The following is a 22707-nucleotide window of genomic DNA, read 5'->3' as shown; positions in this document are numbered from 1 at the left end:
TTGCGCCTCCCTTGCTAACCGCCGGTGCTGCCGGCAGGAGGCAGATGCAGCGCCTTTGCCTCCTCAAAGCGCTGAATCAATTCTTCAATAATGCGGGGATCTGTGGTGCGTGCGCCCACCTCTGGCCGGTCGCTGGAAACACCTGAGCTGAGTGCGTCGTGACTGCCCACCCAGGCAAAGGTTTTGTCGCACACCAAGAAATTCTCGTGAGTCCCCAGCAGCTTCAGCCTGAACCGGCTTGGATATTCCCGCGCCAGCTTGAGCAACTCATCTACGGCGTCGTCGGAATCGCTGCCGTTCCCCCACCCGATATCAAGGCAGCACTGCCGGTCAAGCAGCGCCCGAAATTTCTGCAGGGTGTCGCTATCCAGCCGGCTTCTTTTCAGCCACGGACCGACAGCAATTAGCCGGCTGGTAGCGGTTTCCAGTGCCGTTTCTAGCAAGTTTTTGCTGCGGTCGCGCTCAGACACCAGCTGGTATTCATAGGGCTGCTGGCTGACTTGAAGCCGCTGGTTAATCTCTTCTACCCAGCGATCGCCGGCGGCTTCAACCCGCGCTGGGATGCTGGCAATCGCAGTTTCCAGCTGTTGCTGCAAAGCAGTCATCTGAGCTTGCGAGTCACTCAGGGGAGGGAGCTGGTTGAGGTACTGTTGCAGGGCTACAATGATGCCGGTCAAATTTTCGATCTGCTCGAGTTCTGGGCGCGTTTTGAATTCTTCTTTGAGGGCATCTAGCTGGATTTTCTGCCGCGCTACGAATTCCTCCAGACCGTTTTGCAGCCCTTTGAGCCCGTCAATTTCTGAGGAAAGGTGGGTAAAGTTCTGGGAGGGGGAAATTTTTTCTGCTTCCCGCTCCAAGCGCGAAATCACCGCTTTTAAGGCTTCAGACCACTGCTGTTTGGCAGCTTCCAGACTGGAGAGCTCTCGGTCTAATTTGGTGAGCGCCGCTGCTGTTTGCTGGCCAGTCCGTCGCTCAAAGCGCTGCCGGTTGGCCAGATTCACCGCTAGCGATAGAGACACCGGCACTGCGGCGTAGATGACTTGTTGGGAAACCGCAGCCACCGCTGTGCCGGCGACTGTGCCGGCGAGGGACACATACTCTGCAATTGCGAGCCAGTTGCGGCTGTTCATTGTTTTGCTATCTAGCAATTGTTAACTGTTAAATTTTATCGCGCTCGCCAAGGGAGGGGCTGCGGGCTGGCACCCGTCACATCCTGTCCGGTGGGTTGCGCGCAATCCGGATTGTGGCGGAAAGGAAAAATAAATTTATAGCGCTTTTCATATTAGTGAGGTGCTGAGAAACCGGGTGAGCGTAGGGGCGGGCCCCCGTGCCACTGGTGTCAACTTAAGCTCCTGGCGATTGGAAATCGCGGCTACACAAACGAAGTCCGCCTTCGCGGACTTAAGAAAAGAGCGGGAATTTTAAAACCCGCGCAGGCGGGTTTTGTCTGTATAGCTGCGGTTTCAACCGCCTAGAGACTACGGGACACAGCTTAAGTTGACACCGATGGCCCCCGTGCCCGCCCTCTTCCGGTTCCGGCTTTCTGGAGCCTACTTCATCCAACTGAGAGCTGCTCTAATATTCAGCCTCAATAAATGGGTGCTTTGTTAGTATAGCACAAGGGTAAACAGGCAATTTAAAGGTTCGCTGATACCTGGCAACTGCACCCCTAATTTGACTGTTGAAATGTGTCAGTCCTGACTTTACAAAAGTAGGGCGCTTCATCCGTATCCCGCAGAAAGAGATAAAAATTCTCGCGCCCGTTCAGAAATTCAATCGCGCTGCCAAATCTCGACTGCACCGGCACTGCTGCCGGCGGCGAGCAACTGCCCGGACGGGCTAATCGCCAGGGAGATCACCGGTTTGCCAGCCTCTGCCAGAGTGTGCAGGATCTTTCCACTGCCCATATCCCAAATTCTCACGGTGCCGTCGGCACTGCCACTGAGCAGGGTCTGGCCATCGGGAGAGAAGATGGTGGAGTACACCGGCCCGGAATGCTCGGCCAGGGTGCCCAGCAGGGACGGGCCATAGCGCATCTGTCCGTTGCTGGGGATCTGCCACAGATTGATGGTGCCGTCGCCATTGCCGCTGGCGAGGAGATTGCCCTGGGGGCTAAAAGCCAGCGACCAAACAAAGTCCAAATTTCCCGTCAGACTGCAGAGAAATTCCCGTGCCGGCACGCCCCACAGCTGGATCGCACCCTCCCCGCCGCCACTGGCCAGGATCTGGCCGTCGGGGCTAAAGGCCACGGAATAGATGGGCCCTGAATACTCCGTCAGGCGGCTCTGCACGATGCCGCCGGTGAGCTGCCACAGTTTAATCGTCTGGTCAAAACTGCCAGACGCCAGAATTTGGCCATCGGAGCTGATGGCCACAGACCGCACTGAGCCGGTATGGCCGGTGAGGGTGTCGAGCAAAGTGCCGTCAGCGATCCGCCACAGCTTGACCGTCTCGTCCCAGCTGCCAGAGGCCAGAATCTCACCGCCCGGGCTGGTGGCCACAGAAAAAACGCCCTTGGCGTGACCGCTTAGGGTGTGGAGCAACTCGCCGGTGTGCGGACGCCAAATTTTCACCGTTTTGTCAAAACTGCCGCTGGCGAGACGCTGGCCATCAGAGGTGATAGCGAGCGAGCTCACCCAGTCGGAGTGCGCGGTTAGGGTGCGGGCGATTCGCCAATTTTCAATGGCGTCAGAGACAATTTTTGGCAGCACGACGGGTTTGGCCGGCACTGGGGCAGCAGCTGCGGGTGCCGGTGGGCTTTGGGAGGGCCGGTCGGGTTCAGCGGTTTGGCCGGCGGGTTGGGGCTGGGGTTTGTGATCCCACCGGCGCTGGGCCACGGCGTCCACCTGGTTGGCCAACCCCGCCAGGCTGTCCGAAAGTTGGGCCGCTGCCTTTTCCAAGCGGTCAACGCGCTCCACCACTGACGAGCTGTTCAGGTAGTGGATGACGCTGCTAACGGATTCCTGCACGGTGGCGCACTGCTCCTGCAGCCCGGCAATATTTTGATAGAGCGGCTCCAGGTCTGGCCCTTGCTGCTGGCTTCCAGGACTCTGGATTGCCGCACCGGAAGCCACTCCCGCACCTTCAGCCGGTGGCGAGTGCCCGGACAGGGCGGGAGCCGAGGCGTGCAGAGATTCAATCTCTTCCGAGACTTGCTGCTGGAGCCGCGCAATGGCTGCAGTTGTCCGCCGCAAAGAGAGCTGGTCGCTGCGGTAGCGGTTGAGCAGGTTCAGCGAGACTGAGAGAGTCAGGGGGACAGCGGCAAAAACCACCTTCCCAGAAATTGCAGCCGCCACTGACCCCAAGACGGAGCCTGCGACTGCGACATACTCCGCTATTTCTAGCCGATGAGGGGTGTTCCACATATAAAGAAAGCTCACCCTGCTTTTTGAATAATAACAGTCACTCCTGCCGGTGGAGAGGTTCTACAAGCGCAAAATCAGCCGCGCCAAGTTGAAATAAATTAGCACGCCCAAGACATCAACCGCTGTGGTGATAAACGGAGCCGACATCAGCGCGGGGTCTAGCTTCAAGGTGCGAAACAGGAAGGGGAGCGCCGAACCGGCCACAGAGGCCAAAATTGAAATCGCCACCAGACTGATCCCGACGGCGACGGCGACCTCAAACTTGCCCTGGAGCAAGAACGCCCAGACTGTGGCCACTGCGCCCAACATCGCTCCCAGAAAGGCACCGGCGATCCCCTCCCGCCAGATCACTTGCGCCGGTCCGAGGGCTCGAATGTCATCGGTGTTCAAACCGCGAATCACCACCGTGGACGACTGTGCGCCCACGTTGCCGCCGGTGCCGGTCAGCAAGGGGATAAACGCCGCCAGGGTCACCACTTGTTTGAGAATCTCCTCTTGAGATTTGATAATCGTGCCGGTGACGGTATTGGTGATCAGCAAAACGAACAGCCAGACCACCCGTTTGCGGGCGACGGTCAGCAAATTTGTCTGGAAATAATTGTCACCGCCGGATTGCACCCCGCCCAAGGCATAAATGTCTTTGGTCGCTTCCTCCTCCAAGATATCGATCACGTCATCAACTGTAATTACGCCAACCAAACGCTGCTCGCTGTCCACCACCGGCACCGCCAGAAAGTCATAGCGCTCAATCATGCGGGCGACTTCTTTTTGGTCGGTGTCTGTGTAGACAAACACCACCTCGCGAGTCATGATTTCGCCAACAATTTGCTCGGGCCCAGCGATCACCAGATCCCGCAGCGAGACAATCCCGGTTAACTGGCGGGCTGTATCCGTGACGTACAGGTAATAAACGATCTCGGTGACCGGCGCTAAAGCCCGAATCCGCTCCAGCGCCGCAGTCACGGTGACGCTTTCTTTTAGAGCGATATACTCCGGTGTCATGATCCGCCCTGCTGTTCCCGCTTCGTAGCCCAGCAGCAGGGCGGTTGCCTGCCATTCCGAGGGCGAGAGCTGCTGGCGCAGACGCCGGACAAGTTTTGCCGGCAGCTCGTCAAACAGCCGAGCCCGGTCATCGGGCGACATTTTGTCTACGATGTCGAGAACTTCCTGGCTTTTGAATTCCTCGATCAGCAGCTGCTGCACACTGGAGTCGAGATATTCATACACCTCGATCGCCTCGCCTTTTGAGAGCAAGCGGAAGGCGAGCGCCTGCATCGTTTCTGGCAAGCTTCCGATGGCTTCTGCAATGTCCGGCGGCTGCACCGGCACCAGGATGGCTTTGGCTCCCTGGAGATCTCCTTGTTCGAGCAGCGCAAGCAGCTGGGAACAGACTAGCTCCGGGATTTCTCGGCGCGAGAGGGTTTGGAGGGGAGAGGATAAGTTGTTCTGCTCAGTCAAAGCCGACTCTCCTGATGCCTTCAAGTACGTTGCTGCATTTAGTCTAGATGTCGCTGGCACAGCCAAGATCGAACCCGCTGAAGTTTAGGCCGCTGCGGCATCTGGGTTAACCGCTCGCCCCGCTCGCCCGCGCTCTTTGGGCGCATTCCTTGCGGATGCGCCGACGCCCCCTGTCTCGATAGCCCGCGTCACCACAGCTCAGCCGCTCGGCAGCCGGCGTCGCGCAGAGCGTGGGATCGCTGGTTTGTAGCGGCAGGCCCCTGGCCCCTGTGCCGGACAGCGGCGCGAGCATTGCCCCTGGAGGCAGTTTGGGGCAGATGCGGCGCTTTAAGCGGGTACAGTTTCATCCCCGCACTGTGCGGCTCCCCACCTCACTCTCATCTTACGGCCCCTGCGTTAAGTCCTGTTTAAACTTTCCCGCAAGGGACGCCGGCGCTCCACTCGCTGGACTCGCACTGGCTTCACCGGCTAGAACCCCTATTGCAGCACCTGCTTCTGGGTCTGTCAAGGCTGACCCAGGCTGGCCCGCACGCCGGTCAGGCCACCCCCCAGGGGGGCGCAGGGGGAGGCCGGTCCCTCCTGGCACCTCTCCGGGAGCCGGCTCAAGCCCCGAAACCCTTGCCAGACAAGCGCTGCAAGAAATTTTCCCCAAATGCTTGACGAAAAAATCAACACTCGCTACTATGGATTTAGTTGATGAAAAAGTCAACGCCGCCCAGCCGGCAGCCGGCGGGCCAAAACCCACTCACCCAGTCACTCAAGAGAACTACCATGAGCACAGTGGCCCAACCAGACAGTAAAGCCAAGATTCTGGAAGCGTTCAATCAACTGATTGCCGAGAAGAAAAAGATCGGCTCCAAAGTAGCCACCAAAGAAGAAGAAGCCGCCAAGGAACAGAACAAGCAGCTGCTGGAAGTCGTCTCCACATACACGACAGACAGTATTGTTAAAGGTCTAGCGGACTTGCAACTGGAGTTTAGCAGCATCATCATCGGTCTCTCAGAGAAGTTAACCAAAGAATCCTCCAAGCTAGACGAACTAAAGCGGGCGATAGAGATTGAAACGCAACTGCAGCAAGAGGTGCGGGAAACGCGACTCGTAGCCGACGCCCTTTATGTGTTAACTCAAGAACACCAAGAAAAGTTAAAAGCGCTGGAACAAGACGCAGCCAGTTACCTTGAAGCGCTGGATAAAGACAAAGCCGACAAAAGAAAGGCTTGGCAAAAAGAGCAAGAAGAATATGAATCCAGCCTTCAAGAAGAGAGCGAAACTGCAGCCAAAGACCGCCAGAAAGAAGCCGAAGACTACCAGTACAAAATAGAGCGCACGCGCAAGCTGGAGATGGACGAGTATGAAAATCGCGCCCGCCAACAAGAAAGAGAGCTGCAAGACATCGAACAAGCCAATCAAAAACAGTGGGCAGATCGCGAAAAGTTTCTGGCGGACAATCAGGCGCAGTTTGAAGAATATCAGCAGAAAGTAGCGACCATGCCTGAAGAACTGAAGAAGGCAGAGGACGAAGCCCGGAAGAGAGCGATTGAAGATGTCAGCCGAGAGGCTAAAGTGAAATCCGATTTGCTGGCGAAAGAATGGGAGAAAACGAAAGAAGGGTATGATTTTAAAGTGCAATCCCTGGAGCAGGCGATTCAGAGACAGAACGAACAGATTGGCGACCTGTCCAAGCAACTCCAAGACACCATTAAGCAAGCTCAAGAACTCGCCATGCGAGCGTTTGCCAGCACCTCTAATGGGGCTTCTGTGAAAAGTTAGGCCGAGAAACCGGTTTTCTTCTGCGAAACCCGGTTTCTGGAGCCCCCTCGCTGATGTGCGGATATCTAATTTAGGAGACGAACCATCATGGTAAAAAAAGTTACTAAGAGTGCGAAGGATGAGAGTGTAAAGGCACCGGAAGTCAGTCGGGAGAGCCAGCCCGAAGGGAAGCCGGCGCAGAAAGGGCAGCAAGCCGCCTCGAAAAAAGCAAGTAATAATACCTCTGGAGATCCTGCAAAAATGAACGGGAAAACTGCGAACTTCACCCAGCAAAAAATTGTGCAAACCCTTCAAGCGATTGAGAAGCTGCAATTGGGATTTGGCAGCGCCGCCAGCGAGCTTTCTGAAAAACTCTCTTTGGAAGCTTCTCGGCTGCAAGAAATCAGGGAGTCTGTGGCGGAGGAAACCAAACAGTTACAAGAACTGCACAGCTTAGAATTTGCTGAAGATAGCTTGGATAACCTGATCCACCAATATGAAGCGAGTTCCAAAACTTTTGTAGAGGAAGTCAGCCAGCGGCGGGAAGCTGTTGAGCAGCAGAAGCTGGAACAAAAGAAGGCTTGGGACAAAGAGCAAGAGGAGCAGAAACGCGCGGTTAAAGAACGCAATGATTTGCGGCTGCAAACCCGCCAGCGGGACACGCAGGAATACCAGTATGACCTCAAGCAGCAGCGCCAGCGCGATGTAGAGGAATACGAGTTGCGAAAGAAGAGCTTATATAAGGCTCTGGAAGAAGCAAAGCAAGCGAAAGAAAAAGAGTGGGCTGCTCGGGAGAAAGGAATTGCTGAGCGAGAGAAACAATTTGAAGAGGCTAAAACGAAATTTGAAGCTTTTCTTAAAGAAAAAGAATCCGCTATTAAGAAGGGCACAGAAGAGGGGCGGGGAATCGCCAGCTACCAGGCGAAGGTTAAGGCCGATTTGGATGGGAAGGAAGTAGAAGGTCAAAAGCGCATCTATGAGCTGCGGCTGCAATCTCTGGAGCAGACAATTCAAAATCAAGAAACGCGAATTGCCACTCTTTCTAAGCAGCTCGAATCCGCTCTCAAACAGGTTCAGGATTTGGCTGTCAAGGCTATCGAAGGGGCCTCGAATTTGAATTCGTCTCAGGTTCTCAAAGAAATCGCGCTGGAGCAAGCGAAAACTATACAGAAAAGCAAATAATCAGCGGTGAAGGGGCAATTGATGAGTTGCCCCGCTACCCCCCTCACCGGCGCTCCTGTTGAGTGCCGCGTAAATTTCAGAACCCCGGTTTCTTAAAGAAACCGGGGTTCTGGGCCAAAGCGCGGTTGCGCAAATCATTTAGAACTGCTATAATAATCTAAATTGCTAGTTAAGGAGGCACAGCCTCCTTAACAGCGTTCCCAGCCTCAGGCTGGGAAGGAGGAAATTACTAACTTTGGGCTTTAGCCCAACTACAAACCTTTGGGCTTTAGCCCAACTACAAACCTTTGGGCTTTAGCCCAACTACAAACCTTTGGGCTTTAGCCCAACTACAAACCTTTGGGCTGAAGCCCAACTCCTAACTTTTTTAAGGCCGAACCTCAAAAAGTAGCACATTGTGTTATATTAAGAGTTATATATTCACAGTTATCTTGAGCGCCATCACAGGCTAAAGCCGCCCCTATGCCTACCTACACTGGAATCTCTAGCGAAGCCTTTCGCCACCCCCTCGACCGGGAAGCTGAGCAAGCCTTACGCAGCTTGCCGGGCTTCGATATTGTCGCCCGCAAGTTTGTGGAATTTGTCTACGAGCGCCCGCAGTTCGTCTATCTGATGGGCAATAGCATTCAAGTCGGTCCCCGCCAGTATTCCACGATTTACCAGCTTTTTCGGGAGTGCGTGCGGGATTTAGACATCTACCCAGAGCCGGCTCTGTTTGTCACGCAAAATCCGCTGGCTAACGCCTACGCACTGGGACAGGAGCAACCCTCGGTGGTGCTCAACGCTGGGCTGCTGGACTTGCTGAGCGACGAGGAAATCCGGACGGTACTCGCCCATGAATTAGGGCATATTAAATGCGGTCACACGACCTTAAACCAGATGGCGCTTTGGGCCTTGGGCGTTGCGGCTTTCATCGGCGACCTGACCTTTGGAATCGGCAATATATTGAGCCGGGGGTTGATTTTGGCGTTCTACGAATGGCTGCGCCGAGCGGAACTGTCCGCAGACCGGGCGGCTCTCTTAGTCACAGACGCCCCCAGGCCGGTGCTGCAGGCGATGATGAAGCTTGCCGGAGGAAGTGTCAAGCACAATAACGAATGCAGTTTGGATGAGTTTATCCGGCAAGCGCAGAGATATCAAGACCTCGACGAAGACAGCCTGAATCAAGTGTACAAATTTTTACTGTATAATAACATTACGCAAGGCGTGTTTCTCACCCATCCCTTTACGGTTGAGCGGGTTCGCTACTTGCAGGAGTGGGCGTCTTCGGAAGAGTATCGCCAAATTCGCAGCGGCAATTATCCGCGAGCGAGAGCTGAGGGCGCGGTTGAGGTGGAAGTGAAAACGCCGAGCTCGCAAACAGCGACCGCCGATGTTGAGGCGTTGCGCCGGCAAGTGGAAGAATTGCAGCGGGAAATTGACCGGGTTAAGTCTCGGCGCACCGGCGGCGAATAGCAGAAGTAGGGCGTAGGGTGCGTTACGCGCTCGGTGCGGCACCCTACTTTCCTATTTGAGGACTTCTACCGTTTGCAGGGTCACCAATCCCTCTTTTACCATCTCTTTGACCGCAGGCAAAAATTCAACCAGCGCCTCCTCGCGGTCAATAACTGTCACCACCACCGGCAAGTCAGAAGACAGATCTAGCAAATGCGTCGCGTGCACCGTACTGTGTTTGCCAAACCCAGCGATGGCTCTTGAGGCAGTGGCCCCAGCCAGTCCCCGCTCGCGAGCCTTTTCAATGAGCGCCGTATACAGGGGCTGGTGGTGCCAGCGGTCCGATTCATCAATATAGACGGTCAGCTGTTTCCAAACTGTCATGGCTGTTTCCTTACCTTGGCAACCGGGCTAAAATCACACCCAACTGAACGCTGATAATTCCCAGTATTGCACTGCCGGCCCAGTAAAAACCGGCGGTGAGGAAGTTTTGAGTGCGCAGCAGGGCAATGGTATCCAGCCCGTAGGTAGAAAAAGTCGTGTAGGCACCCAAGAAGCCGGTGGTGACTAACAGCCGGACATCTGGGGGAATCGCCGCCACCCGCTCTAGCGCTAGGGTGGCAAAGAAGCCCATGCCGAAACAGCCGGTGAGGTTGATGAAAAAGGTGCCGTAGGGAAAGCCGGTGCCGAAGCGCTGAGCGAACCACAAAGTGAGGTAGTAGCGGATCAGGGCACCGGCAATCGCGCCAAAACTGATGGCAATGGGATTGCGAATTGCGGGGTCTTGCAGCATCTCGTGCCAGCCGATGGGGGAACAAAAAAAACCGCCGGTGCGTCTCCAAGAGAAACGCACCTGTTGAGCCTATTTATCAGCGCGGGCTGCTCCTGTCGCCGGTCTTTTTTTGGCAGCGAAAGCCAAAATAAAACCGATTTCGCCGATGTCTTGACCGGCGCTCTAGCAGCGGCTTCGCCTATTAGCTGCGGGACTGTTTTCCATCCAACACTCGCACGTCGATCACGCTCGATTTGAAGTTATAGCTGAATCCGTCCAGCTCCAGGGTCGTCCCAATCTTGATTTTTTCGTTGCCGAGTACGGGCCCATTGGAAGTAATTTTAGCTGGGCCAGTCAGTGTCATCAGCAGGTTGCTGCTGTAAGACTCCTCAACCCGGGGATCGGGGAGAGCCTTTACCGCTCCATTTGGCTGGGGCACTGCCAACAGCTTGTCCAGGATTTCTACAGACTTAATCTTAATCTCACCGTAGGGCTGGTTGCGAATAATAATATTGGTCTTCTTGGTTTTGTCCCACTCTTTTAACAGGGCGTCTGGGTCGCGCACGCTCAAACCTCGGACAATCACATCCACCTCGATGGGTTTTTCGCTGACGCCGATTTGAGCCACAGAGCCGGTGGTGCCGGGAAAGAAGAAGATCCCCACCACAACCAGCAGAATCACCAGCGCCGCTCCCACATCCAGGATGCTCACCTTACCAAACAGGCGACCTTGAGAATCTAAAATCTTCATAGCGAATCCCCTCTCCGAACAGTCACAGTTGTCTAAACTAACACAGAGATTACCATTGCGGGCGCTCGGCTTCAGCTGACTTTGGGCGCGGGCGGAGAATTTCTCGCGCCGGTGCCCTCGATCGAGCGAGGGATGCACAGAGCGCCCCGGATGAAGAACCCGGCACCCCAACCCCCTCCCCGTCCACCGGCAGGGGGAGCTTGAGGGGATTAAAGCGCCTCGGAACAAATTTCAATCATCCTTCTCGTGTGCGACGCCATCGAGCGAGCCGGTCTGGTGCGGGGAACACTAAACTGGATTCTAACAGTCGATCCATAGAGAGTTGTTTTATAATGTCTCCTCACACAGATCCTATGTTTAATGCTTTGCGGTTGATTCCCCGGCGTTCCCACCGGCGCTGGTTCTACGGGTTGCTCTCTGCCGTAGTGGCTCTGGGAGTGGCCCTGGGATCGCCCGCTCCCACCGGGGCAATTTCCATCCAAGACTTGATTCGCGGTGGAATTCAGGTGATTCAGGGGGTTCAGCTGTCAAACATGTCTGCGGAGCAAGAGGTCGAGTTCGGCAAGGAAATTAACCAGCAGCTGGTGAGCAAAGAGATTAAGCTCTACAGAGATCCCGCGCTCAACCGCTACATCAACCAGATCGGTCAGCGGCTGGCTCAAACCAGCTCTCGCTCGAATATCCCCTATACGTTTCAGGTGGTTAGAGACGACTCCATCAATGCCTTTGCCACTGTGGGGGGCTTTATTTATGTTAACACCGGCACCATCAAAGCCGCAGACAACGAAGCCCAGCTGGCCAGCGTCATCGCCCATGAAATAGGCCACATTGAGGGCAAGCACGTCCTCAAGGGGATTAGAAAGGCGGCGATCGAGCAAGGAATCGCCTCAGCCGCCGGCATTGACCGCAACACAGCCGTGCAGCTGGGCGTGCAGCTGGCGCTGCGCCTTCCCAGAAGCCGCCAGTACGAATACGAAGCGGATGAAAGAGGGCTTGACATGTTAGGAAAAGCCGGCTACGATCCATCGGGGATGATTGGATTTTTTGAAAAACTGCTGGATAAAAGGGGAGGGTCGGCTCCCACCTTTTTGAGCACTCACCCCGCCACCGAAGATCGCATTCAAGCTATTAAAGAGAAGATAAACTCAACCCCCAGGAATGTCGGCAGTGGCTTGGACAGCTCGGCCTACAGAGCCAGAATCCAGCCCCTGTAACGGGAACCCAGTCAGAGGGCGCAAAAAAATTCAAGCTGCAGAAACCCGGTTTCGCTGAGGAAGCCGGGTTTCTCTCACATTTGCGTTCCGGGGGCCGGCGCAATTGGCCCTCCCTAGAGCCCGGGAACGAGATATAGCAATATTCACTTAGGTTCGGACACGCTCGTCGTAAAGGAACGCCTATCCTATAATATCCCGACCTAGGGCAGGCGCTCCCTCCGTGCCCTAACCTAAATGGTTAGTGGTATATATAGCAGTATGCACTTAGGTTAGAACAGTAGGACAGGCGAGACGCCTGTCCTACGCCTTTTATCCCTACGCCATTAATGTCTTAACCAATATGACTATTTCTATAGCAGTAGCCACTTAGATTAGGACATTAGACCTTCAGGGGGGGCGTCCCGCCCCCCCTACGTCTATATAGCAGTAGGCTTTTAGGGAACGTACATTCCGGCCTCCCTTGCTCCCGAGATCCCCAGCTCCCGAAGCTCCGATTGTCCTAACCAATATGACTGCTGCTATATCTGCTGCCGTGGCTTGTTCCTGGTTCTAGTGAGCCAACTGTTTCGCAGGCTGAATCGGCTTCGCCACCTTGTCCAGGGACAGGGTGCGGATGATGTACTGCAAGACGTTGACTTGATAGACTTTGCCATTGGTGATGTCCACGCCGGTCAGCCAGCCGCTGAGGGGGTGATAGACGCCGGTGTCGATGTCCAGCCACCCCGGGCCTTGAGCCAGCTCTCCGGGGGCGACTCCCGGCAGGGTAAAGGTAATCGTGTGCCCGGTGAGGATCAGTTTGTCGGGGAAGTAGGGCTTGGTGATGCGGTGGAATTCATCCCGCACCCAGCAAAATTGATCAGCCGTTTGCTTGTCCAGCGGCAGTTGCGGATCGACGCCGGCGTGAACCAGCCAGATATCCCCTAAGTCTAGGTAGACCGGCAGCCCTCGCATCCACTCAAGGTGTTCCAGCATCTTGCCGGTGTCTTTGCGGTAACTCGCCAGTGTCGCTTTTCCGCCGCTGTAAAGCCATGCTGCCATTGCTGGGTTGTGCTGGCGTCCGTTGGGGAAAGCATCGAGCAACAGTTGCTCGTGGTTGCCCAACACGCAAGAGTAGGAACTTTGCCGCACAAATTCCACGACGCTAGCGCTCATTGGGCCCCGATCGATTAAGTCGCCCAGGAAATAAACCCGGTCGTCCTTTCCTGGGGCGATCGACTCCAACAGAACCATGAGGCCATCATAGTGACCGTGTACGTCGCCGATAAAAATGCGCCGGGGGGTAGTTTCTCTCATTGAAATTCTCGGGCTAAAAATGCGGTGTAGCGCTTCCGGACGAGTCTGGATTGCCCAGCGCTTTCCAGCGCTTTCCCCGCGCTACCGGCAGGAGCCGCTTAATTTTATTGTAAGATTTAGTTACTGATTCAGGGCTCGCAGGAAACTTTTCAGTCCTGCTACCAGCCCCTGACGCTTGGGCATAGGTTGCGGTTGCAATTCCTCTGAGCCGGTGGCGCTTCCCCCGCCTTGCAGAATTTGTTCCAAGACATCTCCCACCGGCTTTTGGGGCGTTTCGGAAATCAGCTCCCAGCTGTCGCCTGCTTCTCGCCAAACCTGCCAGGGGTAAGGGTAGCAGCGGAAGATCGCCGCTCCCTGCAGGGGTCTGATGTGGTAGCACGACTCGAGCGTGTTGAGGAAGCGCTCCCTGAGCTGGCGAGCGGCGTAGCCGATGCCGATCGTGGCCACGTTTTCCAGACTGGGGAGCAGCAGCACCACCGGGCGATCGCCTGCTTCTTCGCACATCTTCTCGAGCAGGCTCACTTCTATCGAGGAAGGCTCCACGAACAGAAAAATTTCGTCCTCCGGCTGCATTTGCCCCTTGATCTCGCTCATGCCGCGAATCACATAGGGCTTTTGGCCCCAGTCCCGGCGGGCGAGGGCAGCCGCACCGGCATCGGGGAAATACACTTTCAGGCGTTCGCCAAAATCCTCCAGCGCCGGCAGAAATTTCTCCGCCACCGGCTGGACTTTCAGTTCGGGGAACACCAGCTCCACTTGCAGCCGGCGGCAGCCATCCGCCAGGGCGGCTTGGGTGGCTTCTCGGGCTTGGGCTATTGCCTCGTCTATATCCTTGGGTAGTTCAGCCATTGTCTGTCGCTCTCTCAACCTCACTCGCTTGGTGTTATTTTATGCGATCCTGTCTCCGCCGGCGAACCGCTCAACCCGCCCTTAAATTTCCCCTGCCATTTCCGCCTCAGCTACCGCTTTAGCCTTCTAACTTCTTTGTAAAATCCTCTCTCTTTGCTTCCTTTGGCGCTGGCAGGCAGGGAGCGGTTTCTTAAAACAATCCCCTTTCACTTCGACCTGCTATATATATAGCGGTTCTCCGTTGGATGAACTCTGGCCATAACCCCGGTTTCTTAAAGCAACCGGGTTTATGAGTACCTCACAAAGGATGAGAAACGCTATATTTAGTTTCCCCTCTGGAAGCGCTTCTTCCATCACAGCTCTCATCCCATCCCACTCTTGGGTCACTTCTCTCGCATTCCAGCTTGAAAAAAGCAATAGATGCAATCCCCTCCCGGTCGCAGCTGGCAGCTCGCCTCCGCCAGCCCCTGCCTCACCCAATCGATTTTTGAAGGGGTTCTCCAGTGCGCCTCGGTGGGAAAGCTTAAGAGATTTCTACTTTTTCCCCAGAACACAGCTCCAGACAGTCCTGGTACATAAGCTGTTAGGCTAATATAGCAATAGACAGTGAGTTTAGGGCATCACGCATGCATGGCATCACGCAAAAGCTGTGAGTCTTTCCCATGCGCATGAGCCCGATGCGCATGAGCCCCATAAGCCATGTCATTAATGTTTTAACCAATATGACTGCTGCTATACTGGGATATAGACGTAGGGCAGGCGGGACGCCTGCCCCGAAGGTCTAATGTTCTAACCTAAGTGAATACTGCTATAACTCAAGCCGCCGAGACTTTTTTGCTAACAACCTTTAACAGTTTTTAACAAATACATAAGTTGAGAGACTCTCTCAACCCGGGGGCGTATCAAGCCATGCCAGCAGTCAAATTTCAGCCCGATTTAAAGTTCAGTCTAGATCCCGTTTACCGCTCTATAAAATAAAAAAAAACGGCATCCAAACGAGAGAGAAGTCCACCCACAATCATGGTTTTCAGGGTAAGGTGGCTCCCCATTTCAAGGCAACCGCCGGCCTTTGGTTCTCGGGCTATTGCCGGCTGCCTTAAGCAAAGTATAGAATCCCTCGGCAAGCGTTAGCGAATCGGCTGCTGCTGGCAGCCTCCGGCATCAGCCGGCCCAAAACCTGCTTGAGCACCATTGCTGTCCAGTCCACATCGGCTTCGGTGGTGTCTCTGCCCAGGGTGAGGCGAATGCCGCCTTTTGCCGCTGTCTCGCTGTAGCCCATCGCCTGCAAGATGGGGCTGGGGGTGACTTGGCCACTGCTGCAAGCGGCACCGGCACTGATGGCAATCCCAGCTAGGTTCATCTGCCGCACGAGGGTTTTGCCGGTGACTGACTCATCCCCCCCAGGGGGGATGACGCTGAAACTGACATGGTGGGGGAGCCGGTGCAGGCGGTCGCCGGTGGGGATGAGTCCGGGGGTGCCGGCGAGCCGATCAAACAAGCGATCTCGCAGGCGCATCAGTCTGGGGGTTTCCACCGGCATTTCTCGCGCCGCCAGCTCAGCGGCGACGCCAAACCCGGCAATCGCCGGCACCGCCTGGGTTCCGGAGCGCAGCTTGAATTCCTGCCCGCCACCGCCGAGCAAAGGAACAAGCTCGACGCCGGGGCGGACATAAAGGGCACCGGCTCCCTGAGGGCCATACATTTTGTGGCCCGACAGGGAGAGCAAATCCACCGGCAGCGAGCGCACGTCCACCGGCAAGCGACCGGCAACCTGGACCGCATCGGTGTGGAACAGCACGCCGTGAGCGCGAGCGATGTCGCCGAGCACCTGTACCGGCTGCACTGCGCCCACCTCACTCTGTCCGTAGATTACGGACACCAGAACGGTATTGGGGCGCAGGGCTTCCTGGAGGTGACAGGGATTCACCCGCCCGCCGGTGTCGGTTTTCAGCCGCGTCACCTGCCAGCCCCACTGCTCCAGCCAGGCCACCGGGCCGGCCACAGCTGAGTGTTCGACGCTGGATATAATAATGTGTTGGGGTGCGGTGTAGCGTCTGGCCACTCCCATTATGGCCAAGTTGTTGGCCTCTGTGCCCCCAGAGGTAAAGACAATCGACTCTGGCGGGGCGGAAAGCAAACCGGCGACCCCGATTCGGGCGCGTTCGATCACTGTGGCGGAGCGCTGCCCCCACTCGTGCAAGCTGGAGGGATTGCCCCACTGTTGGGTGAGGGCGTCTTGCATGGCGGCGATAGCCTCTGGGCGCGCGGGCGTCGTGGCGCTGTGATCCAGGTAAATTTGCATGATTTCTCCAGCGATGGAACGCTTCTAGACCGGCTCTCTGTTTCCAGCATAGAACTTCAAACGAGCCGGTGAATCTACTTTTTGAAGGAGTCGGCCTCGGGTAGCTGCCGCCCTCAAACTGCCTCGCCCGCTTTCGCGCTGCACCGGCTCCCCTAACCCCCTGGTTTGCAGACATTGTACTCCTCGTGGGAGAGAACTTCTTGCGGCACCAGAAAGCTGCCGCAGTCGCGGCAGAGCATGCGGTAGTTGCGGGTTACAGGGATACTGATGATGAAGCGATTGTGGCGCAGCCGCTTCCCGCCAAATTCTCTGTAATTGCTGCTCGTCATTAAGCTAGCAATGATGGTGCGCGCCTTGACCACCACATGATCTGGCAGGTTTCTCAGATCGATGGGATCTTGCGCAAATGACTCTTCCCACTCCTGTTTTTTCTGTCGTTTTTCCGCACGCTGTTGGGCAGCTCTCTCCCGCGCTGCGCTTGCTTGTGCGCAGCGATGGCAGGTTTGACCGTACCCTTGATGTCCACACGGAAATGTCTTTTTTCTTCTAGGCATAAAACAGTCGTGTTGGTTCAGAGCCACCCACCTGTAACACTGCCGCTGCACGCTCGGACATTGGGCGTCATCGAGGCGGCCCGACGAGACGTGCCATCTGTCCGCTGGCTGAAAGATCGCAATTCATAACATTAATCTTACTTTAACTTTCCAATCGCCGTTACATTTAGAGGTTGTCTTGACTCTCCCCTTGGGAAATGGGGAGACTCTGACTTCTGGGGGCGTCTGCTCTGCGGAAGGTTTCCGCCCCCCTCAAAGCCAAGCGATGTCGCACAGCAAGGATGAATCCGCTTTTCGCTGCAAAAGCGCCCCCAAGGGCGCAGCGGGCAATGCCGGTGGGGGCTCGTGGCTGCGCTCTCTCCTGTTTTTCCAGAATTTGACTGCGCCAGGTAAGCCGTTCACTCAAGGCAGGCTTTCAGGTGGCAATCCTTACTGCCCTGCCCGCCCGCCAAAGCTGCGAGCTAAGCGGGGAAGCTGACTCCAACATTTCTTTTTACCAGCCTATCAGAGGAAGCGCCCCTGATGAAATTCCCCCAGCAGGCAGGCGGCGCACCCCGGTCAAACGTCTGATATTTCTTTTGATTAGTTATCTAACTTGACGCTTGAATTCCAATCTTTTGCTTAACCCCTGTCTCATTAAATTAGAAGCAATCAAGCGTATTTTTTTCGCGCGTCCCAAAGCCGGCACGGGCGTCCCGCCTGCGATCCCGGCTCGGAGTTAGAGTTCAGATTTGTCACACAATTGTAGCACTGAAAGTGCGCCGGTCTCGCCCGGCAGCAGTGGGACGGCGGTGAGGGCTGTGAAGTCCTTGCTGCAAACATTGAACATTTGTGGTAAAGGGAGCCGGCGATCGCTGCTTCTAGGGCTGGGCAACCGGCAAAGGGCCTGAGGGGGCCAGCCCTGGCTTGCCACCGGCAGCCGCGCTCACCGGGGGTGCCGGTTCCGCTGGCCGGAAGACGGGCAAGCGCTGTATGATATTATTAACAATAAAATTTTTAGCCGTGACAAATTCCTTTTCAAACCAAAGGTCAAAGAATCGCATCTCGTTTCAACAGTGAGCGACTGAGAAATCCGGTTCCTTAAAAGAACCGGATTTCTGGGGCGCACTTTATCCAACTGAAAACCGCTATAAGTAGGACGGCACAAATAAACAGAGCATCTGGAAACCAGGCTTCTTTAAGAACGCCGGTTTCTAACAAGGGCTATGTTCCGCTCAGTGATGCCGGCTTGCTGAAATCAGTTCCAATAGAGACTCATTCCAGCGGATAATAAGGGTTTTGGGGACGGGTTTTCGCCACGCCCGTCGCGGGCGGGAAAGGAAAAAAGCTGTGATGAGTAAATTTTGGAGCAACGCCAGATAAAAGACAAAATTTGAATTGTACGGAGGAATGATCATGCCTGCGCAGCACCGGGGCGACCGTTCGCACTCCAATCGAAACTTCTATTCCGCATCTCAACAGCCCAAAGGGAACAGCAAGAAGCTGGCTGTCTCGGTATTGCTGGGCTTTCTGGGATTGCTGGGGATAGGATCGCTCTTGACGGTATTTAAGGGAAAAAACAGCGCCGTGCCAGAACGTCCTTTGCCTCAAGACCCGGACATTCAGGTTTACATGAATCAAAACCGAGCGGCAGAATTTACTGAACCGTACCGGAAGATTGCCCGCAAAGGGGATGACTTTGAGCGGCTGATTTTCAGCGCGATTGAGGGGGCTAGCTCATCGGTCGATGTGGCGGTTCAGGAGTTGCGCTTGCCGGCAATTGCTGCTGCTCTCGCCGCGCGGAAAAAAGCCGGTGTCAGGGTGAGAGTGATTTTGGAAAATTCTTACAGCCGGCCTTGGTCGGAGTTCAAACCGGCTGAGGTGAGCCAGCTGCCAGATCGGGAGCGCCAGCGCTATAATGAATTCGTCAAGTTAGCAGATATCGATGGGGATGGGCAGCTGAGTTCCGAAGAAATAAACCAGAAAGACGCGCTGGTGATATTGCGCGACGGAGGGGTGCCGGTGATTGACGATACGGCGGATGGCTCGAAAGGCAGCGGTTTGATGCACCACAAATTTGCGATTGTCGATGGCGCAACAGTGATTGTTACCTCCGCTAATTTTACCAGCAGCGACATTTACGGAGATTTTTCAGCACCGGCCAGTCGCGGCAACCCAAACAATTTGCTAAAAATTAACAGCTCCCAAGTGGCGGCTGTGTTTGAGCAGGAATTTAACCTGATGTGGGGGGATGGGCCGAAGGGCAAGCCGGACAGCAAATTTGGCATTAAAAAGCCCTTTCGACCGGCGCAGGTTTTCCCTGTGGGCACCGGCACCGTCGCCGTGCAATTTTCCCCCAGCAGCAAGGCGGTGCCTTGGAGCGACAGCAGTAACGGTACGATTGGGAAGACTTTAGCTGAAAGTCTGCGCTCTGTGGATTTGGCGCTGTTTGTTTTCTCGGAACAGCAGCTGGGGAATATTCTGGAAAGCGCTCACGATCGGGGGGTGCGAGTGCGGGCGTTAATTGACCCGGATTTTGCTTACCGAACTTACAGTGAGGCGCTGGATATGATGGGGGTTGCCCTGGGGGATATGTGCCGGTACGAAGCGGGCAACCGGCCTTGGGCGCGTCCCATTGCGACGGTGGGTGTGCCGGTGCTGCCTCAGGGAGATTTGCTGCACCACAAATTCGGTATTGTAGACGGGGAAACTGTGATTGCCGGCTCTCACAATTGGTCGGACGCGGCGAATTCCGGGAATGATGAGACGGTTTTAGTGATTCGCAACCCCACGGTGGCGGCACATTATGTCCGCGAATTTGAGCGACTTTATGCCGGTGCCCAGTTGGGGGTTCCGCCCCGAATTCAGGGGAGAATCCAGGCGCAGCAGGAACAGTGCCCGCCAGGGGATGCCGGCATGGGACAGCCGGCTGATTCGGGACTGACTGCCGGTGAGAAAGTCAACCTCAACACCGCTAGTTTGGAAGAATTGCAGGCGCTGCCGGGAGTTGGGCCGAAATTGGCCAAGCAGATTGTCGCCGCAAGGCAGGAAAAACCCTTTGCATCTCTGGAAGACTTGGATCGGGTGCCAGGGGTTGGGCCAAAGCTGCTGGAGCAGTTAAAAGACCGGGTGACTTGGTAAGCTATTAGGCGAATAATGCTGCTTTTCCCCTGAAAGCAGGCAGAGCTGACCGAGGGGCGTTCCGGGGCGTTCCGGGGCGTTCCGGGGCTTTCCGGGGCGCGTCCCGCCGCCCCCCGGAAAGAGGGGAATTTTTGCAAAAAGCGGATTCTCCCCCCTCCGCCCCGAAACGAGGGGAATAAACTGAACATCTAGAAACCTGGGTTCTTAAATTAACCTGGTTTCTGACCGCTGGCCCTGTGGGACTTAATGGTGTTTGCCTGTGTGTTTGACTGCGTGTTTTCGATGATAGCCGGTTTAAAATGGGTGAGGCAACCCCTTTCGGGAGCATCCCATTTTTGCAAAGATTGTCACCCTCACCCCCCTAACCCCAGACGCAATAAATCGCGTCTTTACAAGAGCGGGAGAGGGGGGAAGAATAAAGAATTCTCCCTTCTCCCCTTATGGGAGAGGGGTTGGGGGTGAGGGGGATTACAAAAATGGGATACTCCCACCCCTTTCTCCGCCGGTGAGTGAGGGAAGGGGTTAGCAGCCCTGACTCTATTCACCGGCCAAGTGCTATCTTTACTCTTTCGCAATTCTACTCTCTAGTCTAACTGTGATCCATATCAACCTGATTTTAGGGCTGTTGATTCTGACGGGCATTCTGTTCGTGATTTTTCATCACCGGCAGCTTTCCCAACTCCTTGGGGGGAAGCGCTGGGAGTTTGAGCCAGCAGTGGAGCCGGTGGAGCCAATGACAGCGGATCTGCTGCAGCAGATCGAGCGGGACCGAACTGCGGCGCGGCAGTTTTACCAGCCAGTAGGCTTGTGGACTGGTCGCCTGATTTTGCCGGCATTGGAGCAGCGCCGGTTGGAGGATTCGGTGCTGTTTGAAGTGCACAGCGCCCCTCCTGCGTGTGAGAAGCTGGTGGGGAAGACGGTCTGGTTGCGGTGGCGCAATGACCCAAAAGTTCGAGAATTTGTCAGTGCGGTGACGCGAGATGTCTGCTTCACCCAAAAGGCTATAAATAGCGAAAAATCTGGCAATGTGCACCCGGTGAGGTTGAATAACTGGGAGCGGGTGGGACCGCTGGAGTCGCTTGCCGGTGCCCGCCCGCAAGATGATATGATTGTTCTGCTAAAAGATGCGCAGGTGGTGCGGGACGGAAGCAGTGGCTGGCTGGCGTTAGAGATCGGCGGCGAGCCCGTGCAAATTAGCGGTCGCATCTGCGCTCTGGTGACGATTTTGCGACCGGAAGTTCAGGGGAGCGACCGTTTCCTTGTCCGCCATTATAACAAAGTTTCTGGGCAATTTGATGGGGCTTTTGAAATGATTCGCATTCCACAAGTGCCGCCCGACCGGCAGGGGGTGCGAAGATCGACGAATCGCCTGATTGAAAAGTCGCCGGTAAATGGAGACGGCTGGTACATTTATGGCGAAAGAGATGGCGATGGGGTGTTTGTCACCCGAGCGATTGAACCCCGCGCGATCGTGCGCGTGGGTGCGGCTGAGTGGAGTGTGCCGGCGCTTCCCGCATATGCTGAAAAACCGGCACCGGCACCGGATGAAGTGCGTTTGGGTTTGCTGGCTTGCCAGAAATATCTGCTGTGGGATAATTGGATAAATACTCCCGCTAGAAAAGGCACGGCAAAAACGGTACTTTTAGCGCCGGCATCAGAAAGCCAGAGAGAGGCGATCTCGCGCTGGAAAGAAGGGGACACGGCAATTGTAATGCACGCCTTTGGCGGGATTGGCGGCAAAAAAGGCGACCCGATAAAATTTGGGATTGTCACCGGCCATTTTGCTTATGGGGTGGCTGATGTTGTTCGCGACTCCTTCACCGGCGAGTTGCGCTTTGATATTGAATACCGGCAAGTCTACGCCCACAACCCAGATGGGATTGTGGCGGGGAGGATAAAATGGTGTAACTATCTGGGCGATTTGCAGAGGGGCTGGCTGGGAGATCGACCTATCTGCGATTTTATCATAAAATTCGATGCGATTACGGACGATTACGACTTTGGTGGCATTAAACTGTCACCGATGGAGGAATTTTGCTGGCAGCTGGATGTAATGGCGGCGCGATACCGCATCGGGGATGGCACCGGCGCGTCGGTGGTGACGCCGGTGACGTCTTGCGTGCAAGACTCGAATCAAGCGCTGTATGCGACGATTCAGCGAATGCAGGAAAAACGGAAGTCTAACCCTGACATTCAAAAATGGCTGCTGTCTCATGCGGATGACGAGCAAACGCTGCGATTTTGGAAGTTGGTGGAGCTGGCGCAATCGCTGGAAATCAATTTAGTTCCTTTAGGAATTGTCGTGCCTGACTGGCGCGAACAGGTGGACAAGTTAGCAGGAATTAGTAAGAATGGCGAGGATAATTTACGCAGCACTGTGATTAAGGTGGTAACCACCTGGCGGACGATGGTTCCCCGGCGGGCGCACGATACAATTGCCGGTATTTTGTTGCAGCATGGGGCTGCTTTGTGGGGGCTCCGCACCAATCAAGTGGGGGGGTTCGACCGGGATATCGAGCCCCTCGCCCCCACGACTGTGCTCGGTTACGCGACGCGATGAATTTTGTTTGGCGGGGCTGAGAAACCGGGTTTCTGAATTTTTCTTTCGGGTGAGAGGCAAAATTTTTTCCAGAAACCCGGTTTCTAGAGATAAACCGGGTTTCT

General features: G+C 55.4%; 18 protein-coding genes. 7 read left to right on the top strand and 11 right to left on the bottom strand.

The window, feature by feature from the left end:
• Positions 1–14: 14 nt before the first annotated feature.
• The 3 genes from OSC10802_RS0119645 to mgtE form a co-directional block, all read right to left on the bottom strand.
• Entirely contained in the window at positions 15–1130 is a 1116-nt protein-coding gene (locus OSC10802_RS0119645; RefSeq protein ID WP_017718479.1) for a hypothetical protein, read from the bottom strand.
• 642 nt (positions 1131–1772) lie between these two features.
• On the bottom strand, positions 1773–3380 hold the full coding sequence (locus OSC10802_RS44580) for a WD40 repeat domain-containing protein (RefSeq protein ID WP_155968095.1): 1608 nt from the start codon (positions 3378–3380) through the stop codon (positions 1773–1775).
• Positions 3381–3425: 45 nt separating this feature from the next.
• Entirely contained in the window at positions 3426–4823 is a 1398-nt protein-coding gene (gene mgtE / locus OSC10802_RS0119635) for a magnesium transporter (RefSeq protein ID WP_017718477.1), read from the bottom strand.
• Positions 4824–5594: 771 nt separating this feature from the next.
• Here mgtE and OSC10802_RS0119625 point away from each other — a divergent pair.
• The 3 genes from OSC10802_RS0119625 (at position 5595) to OSC10802_RS0119615 (ending at position 9209) form a co-directional block, all read left to right on the top strand.
• The gene (locus OSC10802_RS0119625; protein ID WP_026098642.1) at positions 5595–6593 is read left to right on the top strand and encodes a hypothetical protein; all 999 of its coding nucleotides are present in this window, start codon (positions 5595–5597) and stop codon (positions 6591–6593) included.
• Between the two features lie 87 nt (positions 6594–6680).
• The gene (locus tag OSC10802_RS0119620; protein WP_017718474.1) at positions 6681–7754 is read left to right on the top strand and encodes a coiled-coil domain-containing protein; all 1074 of its coding nucleotides are present in this window, start codon (positions 6681–6683) and stop codon (positions 7752–7754) included.
• Between the two features lie 462 nt (positions 7755–8216).
• Positions 8217–9209, top strand: coding sequence for a M48 family metallopeptidase (locus OSC10802_RS0119615; protein WP_017718473.1), 993 nt, complete (start codon positions 8217–8219; stop codon positions 9207–9209).
• A 51-nt stretch (positions 9210–9260) separates the two neighbouring features.
• Here OSC10802_RS0119615 and OSC10802_RS0119610 read toward each other — a convergent pair whose 3' ends face one another.
• The 3 genes from OSC10802_RS0119610 to OSC10802_RS0119600 all read right to left on the bottom strand — a co-directional run bounded on the left by OSC10802_RS0119610 (position 9261) and on the right by OSC10802_RS0119600 (position 10711).
• Complete coding sequence (locus tag OSC10802_RS0119610) at positions 9261–9572, bottom strand: DUF190 domain-containing protein (RefSeq protein ID WP_017718472.1); 312 nt, start codon at positions 9570–9572, stop codon at positions 9261–9263.
• Between the two features lie 10 nt (positions 9573–9582).
• Positions 9583–10041, bottom strand: a complete 459-nt coding sequence (crcB, locus tag OSC10802_RS0119605) for a fluoride efflux transporter CrcB (RefSeq protein ID WP_017718471.1) — start codon at positions 10039–10041, stop codon at positions 9583–9585.
• 121 nt (positions 10042–10162) lie between these two features.
• Positions 10163–10711, bottom strand: a complete 549-nt coding sequence (locus OSC10802_RS0119600; RefSeq protein WP_017718470.1) for a DUF4330 domain-containing protein — start codon at positions 10709–10711, stop codon at positions 10163–10165.
• A 353-nt stretch (positions 10712–11064) separates the two neighbouring features.
• Here OSC10802_RS0119600 and OSC10802_RS0119595 point away from each other — a divergent pair, with 353 nt between their 5' ends.
• On the top strand, positions 11065–11925 hold the full coding sequence (locus OSC10802_RS0119595) for a M48 family metallopeptidase (protein WP_017718469.1): 861 nt from the start codon (positions 11065–11067) through the stop codon (positions 11923–11925).
• Between the two features lie 549 nt (positions 11926–12474).
• On the opposite strand, the gene OSC10802_RS0119590 is transcribed toward OSC10802_RS0119595, so the two are convergent.
• The 4 genes from OSC10802_RS0119590 to OSC10802_RS0119570 form a co-directional block, all read right to left on the bottom strand.
• Positions 12475–13218 carry a metallophosphoesterase gene (locus OSC10802_RS0119590; RefSeq protein ID WP_017718468.1) on the bottom strand — a complete coding sequence of 248 codons (744 nt, stop codon included), beginning with the start codon at positions 13216–13218 and terminating at the stop codon, positions 12475–12477.
• A 120-nt stretch (positions 13219–13338) separates the two neighbouring features.
• A complete protein-coding gene (locus OSC10802_RS0119585) occupies positions 13339–14067 on the bottom strand; it encodes a DUF1995 family protein (protein WP_017718467.1) in 729 nt (242 codons plus the stop codon).
• Positions 14068–15163: 1096 nt separating this feature from the next.
• Positions 15164–16369 (bottom strand): cysteine desulfurase family protein, encoded by a 1206-nt coding sequence (locus OSC10802_RS0119575; protein ID WP_017718465.1) that lies wholly within the window; start codon positions 16367–16369, stop codon positions 15164–15166.
• Positions 16370–16521: 152 nt separating this feature from the next.
• Complete coding sequence (locus OSC10802_RS0119570) at positions 16522–16923, bottom strand: DUF7682 family zinc-binding protein (RefSeq protein WP_026098639.1); 402 nt, start codon at positions 16921–16923, stop codon at positions 16522–16524.
• A 178-nt stretch (positions 16924–17101) separates the two neighbouring features.
• Here OSC10802_RS0119570 and OSC10802_RS0119565 point away from each other — a divergent pair, with 178 nt between their 5' ends.
• Positions 17102–17401 carry a hypothetical protein gene (locus tag OSC10802_RS0119565; protein WP_155968093.1) on the top strand — a complete coding sequence of 100 codons (300 nt, stop codon included), beginning with the start codon at positions 17102–17104 and terminating at the stop codon, positions 17399–17401.
• A gap of 382 nt (positions 17402–17783) precedes the next feature.
• On the opposite strand, the gene OSC10802_RS0119560 is transcribed toward OSC10802_RS0119565, so the two are convergent.
• Positions 17784–17966: a hypothetical protein gene (locus tag OSC10802_RS0119560; protein WP_017718461.1), complete on the bottom strand. Its 183-nt coding sequence runs from the start codon at positions 17964–17966 to the stop codon at positions 17784–17786.
• A 346-nt stretch (positions 17967–18312) separates the two neighbouring features.
• Between OSC10802_RS0119560 and OSC10802_RS0119555 the strand changes: the two genes are divergently transcribed.
• Entirely contained in the window at positions 18313–20043 is a 1731-nt protein-coding gene (locus OSC10802_RS0119555; protein ID WP_017718460.1) for a DUF655 domain-containing protein, read from the top strand.
• Positions 20044–20638: 595 nt separating this feature from the next.
• Complete coding sequence (locus tag OSC10802_RS0119550; RefSeq protein WP_017718459.1) at positions 20639–22603, top strand: hypothetical protein; 1965 nt, start codon at positions 20639–20641, stop codon at positions 22601–22603.
• The last annotated feature ends 104 nt before the right edge of the window (positions 22604–22707 follow it).

It is taken from the genome of Kamptonema formosum PCC 10802, from assembly GCF_000332335.1.
Taxonomy (GTDB): Bacteria; Cyanobacteriota; Cyanobacteriia; order Cyanobacteriales; family Oscillatoriaceae; genus Oscillatoria.
The sequence above is the reverse complement of the archived record's forward strand: the minus strand, read 5'-3'. Positions and strand labels throughout refer to the sequence as shown.